Origin of the sequence: Halobacillus sp. K22 (assembly GCF_052246795.1) — a bacterium.
GTDB lineage: Bacteria > Bacillota > Bacilli > Bacillales > Halobacillaceae > Halobacillus.
Genome location: NZ_JBQQCN010000010.1, coordinates 46,275 through 62,850, shown reverse-complemented (window position 1 = coordinate 62,850; position 16,576 = coordinate 46,275). Strand labels below are relative to the sequence as shown.

19 protein-coding genes are annotated in these 16,576 nt (G+C 39.8%); 15 read left to right on the top strand and 4 right to left on the bottom strand.

Going from position 1 to position 16,576, the window contains the following annotated elements:
- Positions 1–587: 587 nt before the first annotated feature.
- A complete protein-coding gene (locus tag ACTWPM_RS09385; protein WP_443132783.1) occupies positions 588–863 on the top strand; it encodes a GNAT family N-acetyltransferase in 276 nt (91 codons plus the stop codon).
- A 97-nt stretch (positions 864–960) separates the two neighbouring features.
- Positions 961–1,842: a diacylglycerol/lipid kinase family protein gene (locus tag ACTWPM_RS09380; RefSeq protein ID WP_443132782.1), complete on the top strand. Its 882-nt coding sequence runs from the start codon at positions 961–963 to the stop codon at positions 1,840–1,842.
- A gap of 59 nt (positions 1,843–1,901) precedes the next feature.
- On the opposite strand, the gene ACTWPM_RS09375 is transcribed toward ACTWPM_RS09380, so the two are convergent.
- A complete protein-coding gene (locus ACTWPM_RS09375) occupies positions 1,902–2,111 on the bottom strand; it encodes a hypothetical protein (RefSeq protein WP_443132781.1) in 210 nt (69 codons plus the stop codon).
- 595 nt (positions 2,112–2,706) lie between these two features.
- Between ACTWPM_RS09375 and ACTWPM_RS09370 the strand changes: the two genes are divergently transcribed.
- Positions 2,707–3,414, top strand: a complete 708-nt coding sequence (locus ACTWPM_RS09370) for a lytic transglycosylase domain-containing protein (protein WP_443132780.1) — start codon at positions 2,707–2,709, stop codon at positions 3,412–3,414.
- Positions 3,415–3,443: 29 nt separating this feature from the next.
- Here the strand turns inward: ACTWPM_RS09370 and ACTWPM_RS09365 are convergent, their stop codons facing one another.
- Complete coding sequence (locus ACTWPM_RS09365; RefSeq protein WP_443132779.1) at positions 3,444–3,995, bottom strand: NADPH-dependent FMN reductase; 552 nt, start codon at positions 3,993–3,995, stop codon at positions 3,444–3,446.
- A 198-nt stretch (positions 3,996–4,193) separates the two neighbouring features.
- On the opposite strand from ACTWPM_RS09365, the gene ACTWPM_RS09360 reads away from it, so the two are divergent.
- From ACTWPM_RS09360 to ACTWPM_RS09335, 6 genes are all read left to right on the top strand, one after another.
- Complete coding sequence (locus ACTWPM_RS09360) at positions 4,194–4,469, top strand: YkvA family protein (RefSeq protein ID WP_443132778.1); 276 nt, start codon at positions 4,194–4,196, stop codon at positions 4,467–4,469.
- 81 nt (positions 4,470–4,550) lie between these two features.
- Positions 4,551–4,967: an organic hydroperoxide resistance protein gene (locus ACTWPM_RS09355; protein WP_443132777.1), complete on the top strand. Its 417-nt coding sequence runs from the start codon at positions 4,551–4,553 to the stop codon at positions 4,965–4,967.
- A gap of 149 nt (positions 4,968–5,116) precedes the next feature.
- Positions 5,117–5,401, top strand: a complete 285-nt coding sequence (locus ACTWPM_RS09350; RefSeq protein WP_443123703.1) for a hypothetical protein — start codon at positions 5,117–5,119, stop codon at positions 5,399–5,401.
- 581 nt (positions 5,402–5,982) lie between these two features.
- Positions 5,983–6,591, top strand: a complete 609-nt coding sequence (locus tag ACTWPM_RS09345) for a metal-dependent hydrolase (protein ID WP_443132776.1) — start codon at positions 5,983–5,985, stop codon at positions 6,589–6,591.
- A gap of 204 nt (positions 6,592–6,795) precedes the next feature.
- Positions 6,796–7,812 (top strand): AimR family lysis-lysogeny pheromone receptor, encoded by a 1,017-nt coding sequence (locus tag ACTWPM_RS09340; protein ID WP_443132775.1) that lies wholly within the window; start codon positions 6,796–6,798, stop codon positions 7,810–7,812.
- 22 nt (positions 7,813–7,834) lie between these two features.
- On the top strand, positions 7,835–8,005 hold the full coding sequence (locus tag ACTWPM_RS09335; RefSeq protein WP_443132774.1) for a hypothetical protein: 171 nt from the start codon (positions 7,835–7,837) through the stop codon (positions 8,003–8,005).
- Between the two features lie 66 nt (positions 8,006–8,071).
- Here ACTWPM_RS09335 and ACTWPM_RS09330 read toward each other — a convergent pair whose 3' ends face one another.
- Both ACTWPM_RS09330 and ACTWPM_RS09325 read right to left on the bottom strand, forming a co-directional pair.
- The gene (locus tag ACTWPM_RS09330) at positions 8,072–9,583 is read right to left on the bottom strand and encodes a BCCT family transporter (protein ID WP_443132773.1); all 1,512 of its coding nucleotides are present in this window, start codon (positions 9,581–9,583) and stop codon (positions 8,072–8,074) included.
- Positions 9,584–9,708: 125 nt separating this feature from the next.
- Positions 9,709–10,269 (bottom strand): GNAT family N-acetyltransferase, encoded by a 561-nt coding sequence (locus tag ACTWPM_RS09325; RefSeq protein ID WP_443132772.1) that lies wholly within the window; start codon positions 10,267–10,269, stop codon positions 9,709–9,711.
- 123 nt (positions 10,270–10,392) lie between these two features.
- Between ACTWPM_RS09325 and ACTWPM_RS09320 the strand changes: the two genes are divergently transcribed.
- From ACTWPM_RS09320 to ACTWPM_RS09295, 6 genes are all read left to right on the top strand, one after another.
- Positions 10,393–10,962, top strand: coding sequence for a nucleotidyltransferase domain-containing protein (locus ACTWPM_RS09320; protein ID WP_443132771.1), 570 nt, complete (start codon positions 10,393–10,395; stop codon positions 10,960–10,962).
- A gap of 76 nt (positions 10,963–11,038) precedes the next feature.
- Entirely contained in the window at positions 11,039–12,361 is a 1,323-nt protein-coding gene (locus ACTWPM_RS09315; protein WP_443132770.1) for a DUF2254 domain-containing protein, read from the top strand.
- Positions 12,362–12,530: 169 nt separating this feature from the next.
- A complete protein-coding gene (locus tag ACTWPM_RS09310; RefSeq protein ID WP_443132769.1) occupies positions 12,531–14,051 on the top strand; it encodes a glycine betaine uptake BCCT transporter in 1,521 nt (506 codons plus the stop codon).
- 165 nt (positions 14,052–14,216) lie between these two features.
- Positions 14,217–15,032: a DUF368 domain-containing protein gene (locus ACTWPM_RS09305; RefSeq protein ID WP_443132768.1), complete on the top strand. Its 816-nt coding sequence runs from the start codon at positions 14,217–14,219 to the stop codon at positions 15,030–15,032.
- Between the two features lie 76 nt (positions 15,033–15,108).
- Positions 15,109–15,426, top strand: coding sequence for a thioredoxin family protein (locus ACTWPM_RS09300; protein ID WP_443132767.1), 318 nt, complete (start codon positions 15,109–15,111; stop codon positions 15,424–15,426).
- A 58-nt stretch (positions 15,427–15,484) separates the two neighbouring features.
- Positions 15,485–16,567 carry an FAD-dependent oxidoreductase gene (locus tag ACTWPM_RS09295; RefSeq protein WP_443132766.1) on the top strand — a complete coding sequence of 361 codons (1,083 nt, stop codon included), beginning with the start codon at positions 15,485–15,487 and terminating at the stop codon, positions 16,565–16,567.
- Positions 16,568–16,576 lie beyond the last annotated feature (9 nt).

Genomic DNA, 16,576 nt, shown 5'->3' with positions numbered 1-16,576 from the left:
TTTCCGGGGTCTCACCGATCATGTTCATCCCACAGGAGTCTACATAGTCCCCCTCCGGACCTAGCCGAAACAGCAACTCGAAACCACTTAACACACGGTCTGCTTGGGGGAAAAAGCATAGAATAAAGATTTTATTTTCATGCTAGCACGATGTGGAAAAGCTTGTCATAGAAGCATTTAGGACCTATTTAGAAGGAGAACATTCACTTTCTTGGAAGGGTTCGTTAATCTTCCGTCGCTGGGTTGGTGGGGAAATGGCGAGACTCCCATGGGAGAAGGAATCAGGTGAGATCCCGCAGGGAGTGAAACGAGCGAGGAAGCTCACCGTTCCCCCATAGGAAAGCGAGTTATTTCCCCACCAACCCTTTTCCATCTAGAGTAACGGGCCCATTTATCTCGAAACTGAGTCTTCCACAAACGGGAGCTTATCTGTAGTAATAAGCGCTATGATTTAGCTGTGCATTTCTTTAAAGGTTCAAACCGGCACTAAGCGTCTTATTTTTATTAATCAAAAGGGATTAGGTGAATATCTCTTCCTTATTCAGGGTATGGTTGTTGTAGGATAATTGAAAGGAGAGGTAGATAATATGAGTAAAGCTATACAAAATGATCAAGGAAGATTTTATATAGGAGCTCAGGGGGAGCCCGATGCTCATCTGGATTTCGAAGAACATGGAGATACTATGAAAATTTTAAGCACGGTTGTGGTACCTTCCGAACGAGAGAACGGTCTGGGAAGTGACTTAGTAGATCATGCCGTTAACTATGCAAGAGAAAACAAACTGAAGATTGACCCTGTTTGTTCATTCGCCCATCAGGTGATTAAAGATACTCCAGAATACCACGTGGTTTGGAAAAAATAGTGAATAACAATGACCAATCAAAGTTGTGATTTTTCATTGTTTCTTCCTCTGAAATATAAGGAATAAACAAGCCAGGTGAATAGAGAGGGGGATACAAATGATGAGAGCAATGCTGATTGTCAATCCTTCATCCGGAAAAGAAGAAGCAGTAGATTATGTAGAAGAAATCAAAGCGATCTTAAAGGATAAAGGATATGAAGTTAAAGTATCTCAAACGGAAAAAGAATTCGATGCCATGAAATATTGTCAAAATGCTTGTAAGGATGAATTTGATTTAGTGGTTTCTCTAGGCGGAGACGGCACCTTGAATGAAACGATTAACGGAATGGTGGATCAAACACATCGTCCGTTACTTGGCATCATACCGCTCGGGACCGTAAATGATTTCGCCAGAGCTCTTAATATTCCTTTAGAGCCCAAAAAAGCCGTAGATGTGCTCCGCTCGGATCATTCAAAGAAAGTAGACATTGGCCGATTTAACGACCGTTATTTCGTGAATATTGTAGCAATAGGGGCTCTGGCCGAAGCTACTTATGAAGTCAGTCCAGAACAAAAAACCAAATTCGGGCCGCTGGCTTATGTCATGGAGGGGTTAAAAACCCTGGCTGGCGACACGGGCTATCCTTTAAGGATCGAATATGGAGATAAAACTTGGGAAGGCGAATCTTTTCTTTTCCTCGCTGCCTTAACGAATTCAACTGGAGGATTAGAAAATCTTTCACCACAGGCAGAAGTAAATGATGGACTTTTACATTGTTACGTAATAAAAAATGTAAATCTTGTCCGGCTGGCTACTATTGTATCGTCTATTCTGAGAGGAAATCTTAAAGATCAGAGTGACGTAGAGTACTTCACTGCCCAGAACCTGGAGATTACGTCTTCTGAAAACCTGGTTACCAATGTAGACGGAGAAGAAGGGGATTCCCTTCCCGTTTCGATTCATGTTAAGCCATCACATATCGATGTGATCGTAGAATGAATGAAGAAAAGCTGTCTCAGAATTTACTGAGACAGCTTTTTATAGTTTTGTGGTACTTTTTATTGTCTGGAGAAGAGATTGAAAAGTGATAAGAATATTATTACGAATGAGAATAAGGCCATGCCAATTGCACCCACATAGAAGAACAATGCTGAAAAAAATTCATTGTCTGCTATTGATCCAAATTCAGACAGCCAGAGTAAAAAGAAGCTCGCTACTACTGCCGCTAAGTAATTAAAGAACGAATTATCAAAATTAAATCCAACCATTTTGCACCCCTCCTTTACTAACACTATATGTGCTGTCAACGGCTAATATTTCTGAACGTTGAAAATTTTTTGTTACACAGTAAGGGAGTTTGGTGGACAAGCTGGGGTTATGAGTAATAATGACGACCAGGAGCGTAATATGAACAAAAAAAGACCCCTCTTTGTATGTCAAAGAGGGGCATGGCAGTGCGCTTCTAAATGAAGGGAGACATGCCATGAAAGCTACAGGTCTATTTTTCCTGGCGGGGAAAAATAGATAGGGTGATTCGACGTAAGAGACAAAAGAGAGGACAGATATAAGGCCAGTAAAACGGAAAAGTCATCACTATAGACCATAAATCTTTATAAAATAACTATTTTCGAGGGAATGAAATAGTTAATCATCTCTTTTGATAATATTATTGTACCATTGATAGCCTTCCTGCTGCTTTGGGAAAAAGCCGTGTAAAAACTTTAAATCATTGGTGTTTTTTCGATTACATTTTCTCAACTTTTGGGTTCAATTGGAAAATAAGGTATTATTTTGACGAATTTTATTGTAGAGAATGGAAGGATGAGGTAAACTTTAGTCACTAAAGTACAATGAGGTGGATGAATGAATTTTGGCAGCTTGAATTTTTTGATTCAAATGCAGACTATGTCTATGATGAGCCTTTATTCAAAAGTTAATCAAAGCAATAATGACAGCGGTCGAGAAACGAACTTCCAAAACTTATTGGAAGCAGCCTTCTCGCAGCCTCCGACCACAAGTGCTGTACAGCCGCAATCGAGAATAACCAGCTTCACTACATTTCAGGTCCAGCCTATATATATGGAATATAATAAAGAATCTCAAGAGGCCCCTGTATATGATAATCATCGGGAAGCAGGAAAAATAAATAACCCGGAAGAATCGAGAGAAGTAAAGGAAACAGATAAAACAAAGGTGAAAGATCTGGATATTGAGCAAATTATCAAAAAAGCTTCTCAACACTATGGGATAGATGAAAATTTGATTCGCTCAGTAGTTCAGGCTGAATCCAATTATAATGCAGATGCGGTCAGCCACGCCGGAGCGCAGGGGCTTATGCAGCTAATGCCTTCAACGGCCGAAGGACTGGGGGTTAAAGACCCATTTAATCCTGAAGAAAATGTGATGGGCGGAACGAAGTATTTAAAACAGATGCTCGATCGTTATGAAGGAGATTCCAGATTAGCGCTGGCTGCTTATAACGCTGGCCCGGGAAATGTAGATAAATATGGAGGGGTTCCACCATTCCAGGAAACCCAAAGTTATGTAAGTAAAGTATTATCTCATGTGTAAAAGCCTTGCCACTTATAGTGGCAAGGCTTTTACTTATCTAATTCAATCTCTTGACTCATCTGCATGTACTGATTGAAGACTTTAATCATCTCTTGAAGGCGATTTCGTACGTCTTCATCAATCAGTTCTCCTTGAGTAGAGAAGTGATTCGTATGAGTGTAGACATAATTCGGTGTAACCATGCACCTGAAGTAATTTAGTATCGGCTTTAGCTGATTTTCGATAACCAAGTGATGCTGAAGGGTTCCGCCATTAGCTACAATAGATACGGGTTTATATCGCATAGCAAGCGGAGATACAGCATCAAATAAATTTTTTAAAGTTCCGGGGATTGACCCTTGGAAAATAGGAGACGCAATTACATAAGCGTTTGCATTCTCTACTTCTTTAATGAGCTGCTGCATGTCTTCATTATATTCGTTAGTCGGGCGACCATCTACAAACTGAAGGTCGTAATTTTCTAAGTCAATGATCTTAGTTTCATGGGATTCCGGCAGCATTTGAATGTATTTGTCAATTTCGTCAAGCAGTGTTCTCGTTTTCTTTCCGACAATGGTACCATTCAGTAACAGGATTTTCATTAAAGACTTCTCCCCTTTATCTCTTCCGGCATTCTTTATAAAAATGGTTGTAGCAGGTATTTATGTAACGATTACAACCAAAAGCAGGAACTTTTCTTTTTATGTTAAAGCATACGTTTTAATTAAGCAATTGTGACTGAATGAGTAGAAAGCAGTACCTTCAGGGTATAGAAATAGGCAGGGGAAAGGAGGAAACTGATGCTCAGATTATGGCGCAGAATTAAATTTGTTTTTAATATAAGGAAATCAGTTCCGTTTATGCTGCGATTTTTTCGTTCGAAAGAAGTAAGTGCAAGAAAAAAGTGGTTTTCGGTATTGTTTCTCTTTGGTTATATACTCTTTCCATGGGATGTGATTCCTGATTTTCTAGTTGTATTCGGTTTATTTGATGATTTAACAGTGTTCACATATATAACGCAATGGATGGTTAAGACTGCTCCGCTATCTTTAAAAGAAGAGTTTAGGATTGGATAGGGTAGCGAGGTTTAGATTGGTTGAATTTGAGGTAAACCTATGTTGTGAATGATTATAATACAAAACTAAGGAGTGATGATATTGAGTAACGTAATGTTTACTTCTCATGCAACAGCGCAAGGCGGACGTAATGGACAAGTTAAATCTGGTGATGGTTTAATCGATCTCAACCTCGTAATGCCTGGTGAAAGTGATGAAAAAGGATCCAATCCTGAACAGCTATTTGCAGCTACTTATTCCGCTTGTTATGATGGCGCTCTAAACCTAGTTGCGAGCAAGAAGAAGAAAGATATCGATTCTGAAGTCACTGCTGATGTGAGTTTACTAAAAGATGAAGCAGATAATGGTTTTAAAATAGGTGTGGTTCTGAACGTGCAAGTTAAAGGTGTTTCTCAGGAAGAAGCAGAGGAACTTACTCAGGAAGCACACAAAGTATGCCCTTATTCTAAAGCAACAAGCGGCAACATTAATGTAGAAATTAATACTAAGGCCGTGTAATAAACCAATAGAAACACCTCCAGAATACTCTGGAGGTGTTTTTTTGTGGGTTAAAGTACAAACTTAAACTTATAGATGGTCTATAAGCGTTTTCGATTCATATGTGGGGCACGTTTATGGTATTTTATAGTCGAAGGAGATGTCTTTATATGAAAATAACAGATGGGGCTAGAGATTTGTTGCTTCAGATCCTCGAAGAAGAAGAGGCGGCCTGTTTACGTTTGTACTTTGCGGGATATGGCTGTGGCGAGCCTGACATCGGAATGACAATAGGTGAACCTGAAGCAGATGATGAGCTGTATCATTTGAACGCTATTCCTGTAGCTATTGATAAACGAATCGAACATTTAACAACAGAGCTAACCATCGAAGGGAAACAAACGATGGAGGGCCCTAAGTTTCAGATGGTCGGTTTACCCGAAAAGGATTGCTAAGCAACTAAAACAACCCACATGAATGAGTGTGGGTTTATTTATACGGGAAATTTCTATTAAACGTTGTTGTTCATTTCTATAAAAGTTCTTAAACTATAGGGCCGTTTAGTTGAAGACTCGGATTCGAGATATCTGGGTCCGTTACGTTAATTGGTGGGGAAATAACTCGCTTTCCTATGGGGGAACGGTGAGCTTCCTCGCTCGTTACACTCCCTGCGGGATCTCTCCTAGTTCCTTCTCCCATGGGAGTCTCGCTATTTCCCCACCAACCCAACCAAGTGAGAATAACGGACACTTTTATAAGAGCTAATGCTCTCCATCATATTGGTCCTAAATGCTTTTATGACAGGCTATTTCACATCGTTATATAGCATAAGAATAGCCTCATGATCACATTTGATGTCTAAAGTGGTTTCGAGTTTCTAATTCGGCAAGGTCCGGAATCGTCCCCCGCAGGACCTTCCCTCTCTCAAAATATCTCGAAACTGAGTCTTCCAGTAACGGGAGCTTTACTGGAAAATCTACACGGAGGTTTAATAGAGCTAATGAAAAAAGGAAAGATGGAAAGGACTTGAAACATCATGATGGCAACAGGACATCAAGTCGTTGGAATAACATTTGGAGTAGGAGCCTTAACTTTAATTCCGCAGCTTAACCCTTACTCTAGTGAACCATTATCAGCCGTTTTTTTCTTAGGATTTGTTTTGTTCGGATCCCTTTTACCTGATATTGATATGCCTAACTCTAGACTGGGCCATAAGTTTTGGAGAGGACTGCTTACACTTTTCATTCTTACATTTTTAATTTATTTATTTGCGCCACGATATCTTGATCTATACAGGGAAGAGCTGAAGGTTTTTCTTATGCTTTTACTGCCTATCCTGTTCATGATTAGAGGCCATCGCAAAATGACTCATTCTCTACTATTTGTAGGAATGCTAGTTGGATATAGCTTGTTTATTGAAAAATGGTTGAACGTACCGTGGTTTTATTTATCAGGGCTGATTATCGGAGTTATCTCACACTTATCAGCAGATTATGTAACAAAGAAAGGAATTCCTCTTATTTATCCTTTTTCCAAAAAACACAAACGATTCTTCATTACGTTTAAAACAGGCTCGGTAATAGAGAAAGCAGTAGTTTACAGCTTAGTATTATGGAATGTTTGGTACATAAATTTAATATTTTAATTGAGTTACCGATAAAAATTCATAATAAATAGATCTAAATTTATCGTCATATTCATATGAATATGACGATAAAAGACACCGATAAAAGACACTAAATCTAGAAAATTTCACATTTAATTTACAAAATAATCTGATATATTGCTAGACTTCACCTATAAAATGCAATAAAATGGAAAATAGGTAATGAGAAAGGGATGAAGCTGGATGGTCAGTTACCAGGTTATTGAACCTAGTCCATTGCATCAATTACAATTAAACTATACCTCATCCTTATATGAAATATATATCCCCCTATTAAAAACGCTGTCAAAACAAGAAGCTATCCTGCACGCAAGCCAGTATTGCTTGACTCATCCCCCTGAAAAGTTAGAGGACCAAATTGCTTATCTTGAATTTCTTTATATGAACGATTTTTTTAAGGAAGTAGATATCCTCATCCACACAAATAACTTAGATTCCCGGCTCATTTATCTATATAGGCTTCTATTAGAAAGGCTGAATAGCAAACCATCTAAAGTACAATCACAGTCTTTGCAACAAGAAGAATTCCTCCATCCATCTCTGCAATGCTTACACCTTTTTACAATTATCTATCATTATTATGATTTGAAAGAGTACACGGGTCTTGATAAGTACCTGGAGCAAATTGACGAAGCTATGAATGCTGTTAACGAACCGCTGACTCTTTACTATATGAAGATCAGGTATAATGAATTATTATTCCAGCATTACTGGAAAACGAACAACCCGCTTCTTGCAAAAAAATATGCTTATAAAATTACCAATACAGAATTATCGCCGAAAAAAATATGCAGGGTTTATCACAATCTGGCGCTATGCAATGTATTTACTGACTATCAAACATCCATGGAACAAGCTGTGAAAGCATGTGAAGTAGCAGAAAAGTATAGTTTAGAACGGTTTGCAGAAATTATCAAAATCCATACTATTCCTTTTATTGCGGCCTATCATCTTCAAACAGAGAAGGTGACAACCCCTGACCCTGTAGAAACGGCTCATCTAGCAATAGCAGACAGAGACTTTACTAAAGCGATAAGAATTCTGGAAAATCTGGAAAGATGGACGCCGTTTCAAGAGTGTTATATGGGAGCAGCGAGTAAGAACGCTCACCTGCTGGAAAATGCCCATCATCGATTCATTCATGAACTCGGAGACCAGTTCTTTGCGATTTTACCTAAACACTATTTGAAGCGTTTATAAAAACATAGGGAGGCATACGAAAATGAAAAGATGGCTAACTGTATTACTATTAGGTTTCGTGTTGGTAACAGGAACATTTAAGTCAGCATCTTTTGCATTTGATAAGGAGAAAGACGCCAAACCTTATCAAAGTATGGAAGTCACCATGGATAAATTTAAAGCCCATGACCCTGGAGACTTAGGGATGGGATAAGGAATTTGTGAATAAAAATGAAAAAGCTGAAAAAGCTGCCTCCCTATTAGAGAGGCAGCTTTTTCATTATTTGGCCTTGCGGTGCTGTTCGAATTTTGGCTTAGCGGGCTCTTCTTTTCTAATCATCTTCGTAAATGCATAGACGAAGAGTATGATCACTATGGTAAACGGTAAAGCAGAAACAAGGGAAGCAGTCTGCAAGGCATTTAGCCCTCCTGCTAACAGCAGAACTCCAGCAATGGCTGCCATTAGAACTCCCCAAACAATTTTCACAAAAAGTGGAGGGGTTAAGCTCCCATTAGTCGTCATACTGGCTAGAATGTAAGTAGCGGAGTCCGCTGAGGTAATTAAAAATGTTGCAATTAATAAGATGGATAAAATAGATAGTACTCCTGTCATAGGCAGGTGCTGGTAGGTTTCAAATAAAGCTAAAGTTACGTCATTATTAACCGCTTCAGCTATTTTTGTTCCGTTATTCAAATCACTGTTTAAGGCTGTGCCTCCAAACGTGGCAATCCACAAGCATGCAATTAATGGCGGAACAATAAGTACTCCAAAAACAAACTCACGGATGGATCTGCCTCTTGATACACGAGCTACGAAGGTTCCGACGAAAGGGGACCAGGCAATGACCCAGGCCCAGTAGAAGATCGTCCATTCCCTCAGCCAGCTCCCCCCTCCATCTTCATAAGGAGTGAGACGGAGGCTGTAGCCGACAAAGTTAGTAATATAATCTCCAAGTCCTAACGTGAAGGTATTAAGTATAAATACTGTAGGTCCTGCTATGAATACGAAAGCTAATAAAACCATACATAAACCGAGGTTCACGTTACTTAGCCACTTAATTCCTTTATTTAACCCTGTACTGGAAGAGGCTAAATAAAGGACGAGAAGTACAGCGGTAATGGCAAGCTGGATCGTCGTGTTATTTGGCACATTGAATACGGCTTTTAGACCACCGTTCATTTGCAGAATGCCAAGTCCGAGTGAGGTGGCGATACCCATAACAGTGGCAATCACAGCAAGGGAGTCAATAAAGGTCTTAACACCTTTATTTTTGCCCAGCACTGGTTCAAGGGCGGTGGAAATCAAACCGCTCTTATTTTGCCTGAACTGTAAAAATCCGACCAATAGGCCGACAATAGCGAAAACGGACCATTGATTGATACCCCAGTGAAAAAATGAATACCCCATCGAAACCCGGGCAGCTTCTTCGGTTTGTGCATCAATCGCACTGAAAGGTGTCTCGAAAAAATGGCTCATTGGTTCGGCTACGCCCCAAAAAACTAAGCCTGCTCCAAATCCTGCTGAGAAAAGCATGCCAATCCAAGTGAAAAAAGGATATTCTGGTTCAGAATCCGGGGGGCCGATTTTAATTTTCCCATACTTACTGAGTGCTAATGCACCTAAGAAAATAACGAAACCGAATACAGAGATGAGGTAAAACCAACCGAAGTTTATCGTTGTGAAATTAAATAGCTTTGTGGCTACAGTACCAAACCCTTCAGGATTGACGGCGCCGATGACTACTAATACAGCGATCGCAGAAGCCGAAATAAAAAATACTGGGTTTTTCATACTGACTCCTTTCTTGGAACATAATTTTGATAAAAAATGAGTCAAATAATATTGATGAGTTTATTCCCTTAAATTTCCCAAAAAAAACATGTAATAGGATATATGTACAAGTGTTTCTCTTGTTTTTAATGGGTGTTGGCTTCAAATTCACTTTTCAATATCCCCATTAGAATGGTGTCATAATAGCTGCCTTGTACAAATTCATTTCTGCGCAGGCGGCCTTCCAGTTGAAATCCAGCTTTTTCGTATAAACGGATGGCCTGATGATTTCCGCTCCAGGTATCCAGCTGTACTCTTTCTAAATTAAGGGTATAAAATAGGTGATTGAGCAAAGTGTAAATAATATCTCTGCCATATCCACGGCCCCAATAATCCCGTTCACCAATCGTGAGTCCAATTTCAGCCGTTCTTGTAACGGGGTTTAAATTGCGATAATCACATTTGCCGATAGGTTCTTGAGTTGCCTTCGTATAAACGATAAAAACACTTCCATGTTCCCATAAGCGGTGTGAATTCAGATTCTTCTCATATTGGGCTTGAAGAGCTTCCAGAGGGTTATTATTCTGGGTGGATGATTCACTTCCTGAACTTAGAAAAGTAAGGGTCTCATCATTGTTCCATGTATAAAGATTCTCCAAATCCTTGCGAGACACAGGTTTCAAATCTACTAAGTGTCCTGTTAACATATCCCACCTCCTATGCCTCATTATTCGACTAAATATTGGATTTGTCAAAAAACATTGAATTTTATTTTAAATCTTTTAAGTCAGCTATTTTCAAGAAAATTAATTTAGAAGGAGGTATTCTAATTGTTTGAACCATGTGTGCAAATAAAAGAATTTATGAAAAACTATCCCGGACACTGGTGGATAGCTGGCGGGTGGGCGATTGACCTCCATAGAGGTGAAGAAATAAGAGAGCATGGGGATATTGGTGTGGCTGTATTGCGAGATGAGCAGCATCTTTTACGTTCACTCTTGAAGGACTGGAAAGTGCAGTATATCAAAGAAGGAAGTGGAATAAATTGGAGGGAAGGGGTTTGGTTGAATACCCCCGTTCACGAAATTCATTCAACGAACCATTCTGGGGAACATATAGAATTCTTGTTAAACGAAAGAAAGAGAGAGCACTGGCATTTCCGACGTGATAGCAATATTAAATTCCCGCTTAGCCACATGAATCTCTGCTCTGAGCAGGGAATCCCTTACTTGAATCCGGAGATTGTTCTACTATACAAAGCGAAGCATAGCAGTGAAAAGGATAACCAGGATTTTCATTTTATATTTCCTCACTTAAATGAGCGTCAAAAGGAATGGCTCAAGCAGAGCCTGATGCACCACCAGCCTAATCACATATGGTTAGAAAAATTATTATTTTAAAGTAAATTCTTAAGCTTTCCCTGATTTAAATGGTATGGTGGGGAAGTCCGTAAAATAAGAAAGGGGAGGGAAGTTAATGAACAGAGAAAAGATTTGGGTTAAAGTACGCGACAGCTTTTGGTTTTTGCCAACTCTTTACAGCCTTTTATCTATCATTTCAGTTATCCTCATAAGTTTTATCGACTTATGGATCGTTCCGCAAGTCCAGGAAAATATGCCTAAAATATTTTTAACTGAAAAAAGTGTGGCAACAACCCTGTATGGATCGCTGATTACATCGATATTAACAATGACGACGATTAGTTTTTCAACTATTATGGTGGTATTGACTACATATTCCACACAATTTTCTCCGCGTACTTTACAGGATTTTATGAAAAGCCGCGTAACCCAGCATGTGTTGGGTGTTTACTCATTTGGATTTATCTTTGCTCTTGTAAATTTATTATTGCTTGGGGGCACCCAGAAGAAAGGTCTGGTCAGTCCCTTTTTAACAGTCGTTGTATCCATCATTTGTTTAGGATTTTTCATATTATTTATTCACCATTCTTCCCGCTTTTTACAAGTGAACAATCTAATTGGTGATATCCGTCAGACCACTTCGAAGGTAATTGCTAATACGTTTAAGGAAAAGAGCTACAATGAAACGACAGAGTGGGATGAAAAAGATCTGGAAAGCTTGAAGCAAAACAGTCAAGGTGTCATTTTTGCCAATCAATCTGGTTACCTTCAAGGAATGCAGATGGGATTATTTATCCAGTGGGCTGTCAAAAATGATTTATTTATTGAAGCCAACACATTAATTGGAGATTACGTTCAGAAGGGGATGCCTTTATTTTATTATTGGAAAGTGAACGGCTCGGAAGAAATTAAACCCGAGGAAGCGCTCCAGTATATAATAGTCGGAAATGAGCGAACAGATATACAGGACATTGAGTTTTCGATTCAGAAGCTCGTTGAAATTGCTGTCAAAGCGATATCCCCTAGTATCAATGACCCTCATACAGCGGTTAATTGCATTAACCGAATAGGATCGCTGCTTGCTGAATTAGGTTCAGTTTATGAGCCGATCCGGTATTATGCAGATGATAACAACAGCCTCAGGCTGAAGGTTGAGCCAAGGGAATTTCACGATTATCTATATACTAGCTTCTACCAGATGCGGATTTATGGAAGCCATGATTTTTCTGTCATGAACGGCGTTATTGAAGCTCTTTATAAGATTTCTGTGGTTCATGATAATCAAATTAAAGAAGATGTGTGGAGATTTGGCCGATATATGATGAAAGCTGTAGACACAAAGAGTATGGATCAACTGGATTTTGAATACTTTGATAAGCAGGCTCAAAAATTAGCATCAGCTTGTAATAAAACCATTCAGTTTCCACGTCCATACTGAGGCGTACCCTTTACTGGTTTTCGACATATTTTACAGTTTTTAGACAAATTGTTTACAAATTCGAGGATGGGGTAACTGTTTATTAACCCACATTTTCCATTCCCTCGCAATTGTCTCTCACAATTGTCTATCGATTGTAAATAAGTTAAGCACCAGAAAGGAGAAGATGATGAAAAAAGTTACGTCGGTTTTTTGGATCACTCTAGCCATCGCCTTATTTTCAGTTATTTGGGGGGCTGTTGCACCTGAAAACCTGGAGAGTATTACAGGTTCCATTCAGTCATTTATTTCTGTTCATTTTGGCTGGTATTACCTGCTAATTGTTACTGGTTTCGTTATTTTCTGTATCTATATGATTTTCAGTCCATACGGGAAAATTAAACTGGGTAAATCTACGGACACGCCAGACTACAACTATGCCACATGGTTTGCGATGTTATTCAGCGCAGGTATGGGAATTGGTCTTGTTTTCTGGGGGGCTGCCGAACCGATTTACTTTTACTCAAAGAATGCCCCGACAGCAGAAACAGGAACGCCTGAAGCGCTGAACGAAGCGATGAGGTTCGTGTATTTTCACTGGGGAGTTCACGCCTGGGGGATCTATGCAATTGTTGCTTTAGTACTCGCTTACTTTAAATTCCGCCGGGGAGCACCGGCTCTCGTTAGTGCCACGTTGGAACCTTTATTTGGAGATAAGATGAAAGGTCCATGGGGTAAAGCGGTTGATGTGGTTGCTGTATTTGCCACTATTGTAGGTGTGGCTACGACCTTAGGTTTCGGTGCTGCACAAATTAACGGAGGACTAACCTTCCTCACGCCTATTCAAGATTCGTTTGTGGTGCAGCTAATTATCATCGGTGTTGTAACAGTATTGTTTATGATGTCAGCTTACACTGGTCTTAGTAAAGGAATTAAGTACTTAAGTAATACCAATATGGTCTTAGCTTTACTTCTACTAGTTATGATGCTTGTCATTGGTCCTACTTTGTTCATTATGAATATGTTTACGGATACGTTTGGAGCTTATTTGCAAAACCTGCCATCCATGAGTTTCAGACTAGCTCCGAATAGTGAAGAGAACCGTTCCTGGATCAACAGCTGGACTGTTTTCTATTGGGCCTGGTGGATTGCGTGGTCTCCATTCGTCGGTATATTTATCGCCCGTGTCTCCAAAGGACGTACAATTCGAGAGTTCCTTTCCGGGGTTTTATTAGTACCTTCCGTCATAGGCTTTCTATGGTTCTCTACGTTTGGTTCTTCTGCTATTAAAGTTCAGCAGGGCGGCGAAGCGAATCTATCGGAACTAGTTACTGAGCAGACTCTCTTTGGTACTTTCGATAACTATCCCTTAGGATTGATTATGTCCATCATTGCGATGATTCTGATAGGGACTTTCTTTATTACATCTGCTGATTCGGCTACATTCGTATTAGGCATGCAGACAACGAATGGTTCATTAACACCGCCGACCATGGTTAAGTTCGCCTGGGGGATTATTCAGTCTTCCATGGCAGCCGTGCTGTTGTATTCCGGAGGACTGCAAGCCTTGCAAAATGCCCTGATATCGGCTGCCTTTCCATTCTCATTTATTATGGTTCTCATGGTTTTCTCACTTTACAAAGCATTGCGCGCTGATAAAGCCGCTATTGAAAAGGATCAGAGAGAATCTCAAGAAAGAACATCTGCTTGATTACAAAATAGTAAAGGGCCCGGAACTCCTCCGGCCCTTTATTTATGTAATAAGAATGATTGATTGAAGGTAGTTTTTAGGATACATTTAAAAAGGATCATAAACTCATAGATTAGTAGAGTAAAATAAGTAACACTTTGATTTCATTAAAAAGGAGTATTGCACATGTGGGAGTGGAGAAATATCTACCGCGGTATGCTTATGGGAGCAAGTGACGTAGTCCCTGGCGTAAGCGGTGGTACAATTGCGGTGGTTTTAGGTATCTATGACCGATTGATTGAAGCGATCAACGGTTTCTTTACAAAGGAATGGAAAAAACATCTTAAATTTTTACTACCGTTGGGAATAGGGGTTATTACGTCTATTCTGCTGCTGGCAAAGTTAATAGAGTGGTTATTTGAACATTACCCTGGTCCTACTCAGTTTTTTTTCCTGGGATTAATTATAGGGGTCCTGCCTTACTTAACACATAAAGCGGATGTGAAGCATAAATTTAAAGCGAACCATTATCTGATCTTACTCATTGGCGCAGTACTCGTGGCGTCGATGGCTTTTTTCCAGACGAATGAAACGGAACCTATGCAGAACCTAACGCTTTCCACCTATGTTCTTTTGTTCTTTTCAGGCTGGATTGCGAGCAGTGCTATGATTCTTCCAGGTATCAGCGGTTCATTCATATTATTAATTATTGGGGTTTATTCAACTGTAGTCGGCGGAGTATCAGATTTGAAATTTGATATTATTGCAGTGGTCGGATTAGGAATTGTGTTTGGTATTGTCGTTATGAGTAAAATTGTTAAATTCTTTTTAGAGAATTATACTTCAGGCACCTTCGCACTGATCATTGGTTTAGTCATTGGGTCCGTCTTTGTTATTTTTCCAGGTGTACCAGGAGGCGCAGGAATGTGGATAGTAAGTGTCCTTACCTTCCTTGGAGGTCTCTTGGCTGCATGGCTGCTGGGGCGAGTGGAATACAAATAAGCAAATCATAAGACAAAAGCACTCTTACCCATTATCATATGGATAAGAATCTGTTTAAAAAAGGAGAATGGTGAGCATGGAATCAATTCATACAATAGAGAAATTCAACGAAACAATCGAGAGCGAGCAGCCGGTTATTATTAAATTCCAAGCAGACTGGTGTCCGGATTGTCGTCGAATGGATATGTTTATCGGGGAAGTTTTAGAGGAATACAACCAGTACCATTGGTACGACGTTAATCGCGACGAAATTCCTGAAGTTGCAGAGAAGTATGAGGTTATGGGTATTCCTAGTTTGCTGATTTTTAAGCAAGGTGAAAAGATCGCCCATTTGCATAGTGCAAATGCAAAAACCCCTGAAGAAGTAGAAGAGTTTTTGCAAACAAGTCTTTAAAGTAAACGTCCACATGGTCTATGCCATGTGGACGTTTTGTATAAAGGGGGGTCCTGTAATGTCAAAACGATTGTTATTAGTAGGGGCAGGCCACGCTCATCTAGAAGTCATACGAAGGCTGAAAAGCGAAGCATGGTCAAATGTAGAAGTGTGTCTGATTTCTTCATCCAGATATCAGTATTACTCTGGAATGTTTTCCGGGTTTACCGAAGGTCTGTACACGCTTGAGGAAACGCGAGTTTCTTTGGAAAAGGTCACTAGAGAAGCGCGTATACATTTCATTGAAAAAACAGCGGTCAGTTTACGCCCTAAACAAAAGAAAGTAATTTGCCATGATGGCTCAGTCTATCCCTTTGATGTTGTGAGCTTTGACATTGGTTCCCAAAGTTTACCAAAAGATTTTGAAGATACGGTTGCTCGTACCATCAAGCCAAATTATCAATTTATTTCTCAGATTGAAGAAATTCGTAATACCACTCATCCATTAATTGTAGGGGGAGGAGCTGCGGGAACGGAACTTGCCCTTTCGATTCAAACCTACAAAGAGAAGAACCAAATCCCGGGCCAAGTTAAGCTGGTAACTGCTGAAAAGGTCATGAACGAATTCCCGAAATTGGTTTCCACTCGGCTTAAATCACTACTTACTAAAAAAGGGGTTCAAGTGTGGGAGGATGAAAGTGTAAAGGAGATCCACGAAAATTATATCGTAACGGACTCAGGGAATAAGATTCGCCATACCAGTGTCCTATGGCTGGGCGGAGCTTCTGCCGAGCCAATCTTTAAACATTCGGGGGTGGAAGTAGATGAGAGAGGTTTTGCGCTGGTCAGGGACACACTTCAGTTTCAAGAGTATGATTATATCTTTGGATCAGGAGACTGCGTCACACTGGCTGAGTACCCTGAGCTCCAGAAAAGCGGCGTATATGCTGTAAAGCAAGGTCCTGTGCTATGGAATAATCTAAGCCAATACTTGTCTGGTCAACCCCTCCAAGAGTATGACCCTCAAAAAAATGCCCTCTATATCTTATCAACAGGTAAAGAGCAAGGATTTATGGTTTATGGTCCGCTGAGTCATCACAGCCATCAGGCATGGAAGTTAAAAAATAAAATAGACAGAGATTTCATGGCTAAATATAAATAAGCGTCTCTT

Excerpts from the sequence above, each read along its gene's own strand:
- ACTWPM_RS09330 (WP_443132773.1), bottom strand. The coding sequence starts at position 9,583 with ATGAAAAACCCAGTATTTTTTATTTCGGCTTCTGCGATCGCTGTATTA.
- ACTWPM_RS09360 (WP_443132778.1), top strand. The coding sequence starts at position 4,194 with ATGCTCAGATTATGGCGCAGAATTAAATTTGTTTTTAATATAAGGAAA.
- ACTWPM_RS09350 (WP_443123703.1), top strand. The coding sequence starts at position 5,117 with ATGAAAATAACAGATGGGGCTAGAGATTTGTTGCTTCAGATCCTCGAA.
- ACTWPM_RS09380 (WP_443132782.1), top strand. The coding sequence starts at position 961 with ATGATGAGAGCAATGCTGATTGTCAATCCTTCATCCGGAAAAGAAGAA.
- ACTWPM_RS09370 (WP_443132780.1), top strand. The coding sequence starts at position 2,707 with ATGAATTTTGGCAGCTTGAATTTTTTGATTCAAATGCAGACTATGTCT.
- ACTWPM_RS09365 (WP_443132779.1), bottom strand. The coding sequence starts at position 3,995 with ATGAAAATCCTGTTACTGAATGGTACCATTGTCGGAAAGAAAACGAGA.
- ACTWPM_RS09300 (WP_443132767.1), top strand. The coding sequence starts at position 15,109 with ATGGAATCAATTCATACAATAGAGAAATTCAACGAAACAATCGAGAGC.
- ACTWPM_RS09375 (WP_443132781.1), bottom strand. The coding sequence starts at position 2,111 with ATGGTTGGATTTAATTTTGATAATTCGTTCTTTAATTACTTAGCGGCA.
- ACTWPM_RS09295 (WP_443132766.1), top strand. The coding sequence starts at position 15,485 with ATGTCAAAACGATTGTTATTAGTAGGGGCAGGCCACGCTCATCTAGAA.
- ACTWPM_RS09315 (WP_443132770.1), top strand. The coding sequence starts at position 11,039 with ATGAACAGAGAAAAGATTTGGGTTAAAGTACGCGACAGCTTTTGGTTT.
- ACTWPM_RS09310 (WP_443132769.1), top strand. The coding sequence starts at position 12,531 with ATGAAAAAAGTTACGTCGGTTTTTTGGATCACTCTAGCCATCGCCTTA.
- ACTWPM_RS09325 (WP_443132772.1), bottom strand. The coding sequence starts at position 10,269 with ATGTTAACAGGACACTTAGTAGATTTGAAACCTGTGTCTCGCAAGGAT.
- ACTWPM_RS09385 (WP_443132783.1), top strand. The coding sequence starts at position 588 with ATGAGTAAAGCTATACAAAATGATCAAGGAAGATTTTATATAGGAGCT.
- ACTWPM_RS09335 (WP_443132774.1), top strand. The coding sequence starts at position 7,835 with ATGAAAAGATGGCTAACTGTATTACTATTAGGTTTCGTGTTGGTAACA.
- ACTWPM_RS09340 (WP_443132775.1), top strand. The coding sequence starts at position 6,796 with ATGGTCAGTTACCAGGTTATTGAACCTAGTCCATTGCATCAATTACAA.
- ACTWPM_RS09345 (WP_443132776.1), top strand. The coding sequence starts at position 5,983 with ATGATGGCAACAGGACATCAAGTCGTTGGAATAACATTTGGAGTAGGA.
- ACTWPM_RS09305 (WP_443132768.1), top strand. The coding sequence starts at position 14,217 with ATGTGGGAGTGGAGAAATATCTACCGCGGTATGCTTATGGGAGCAAGT.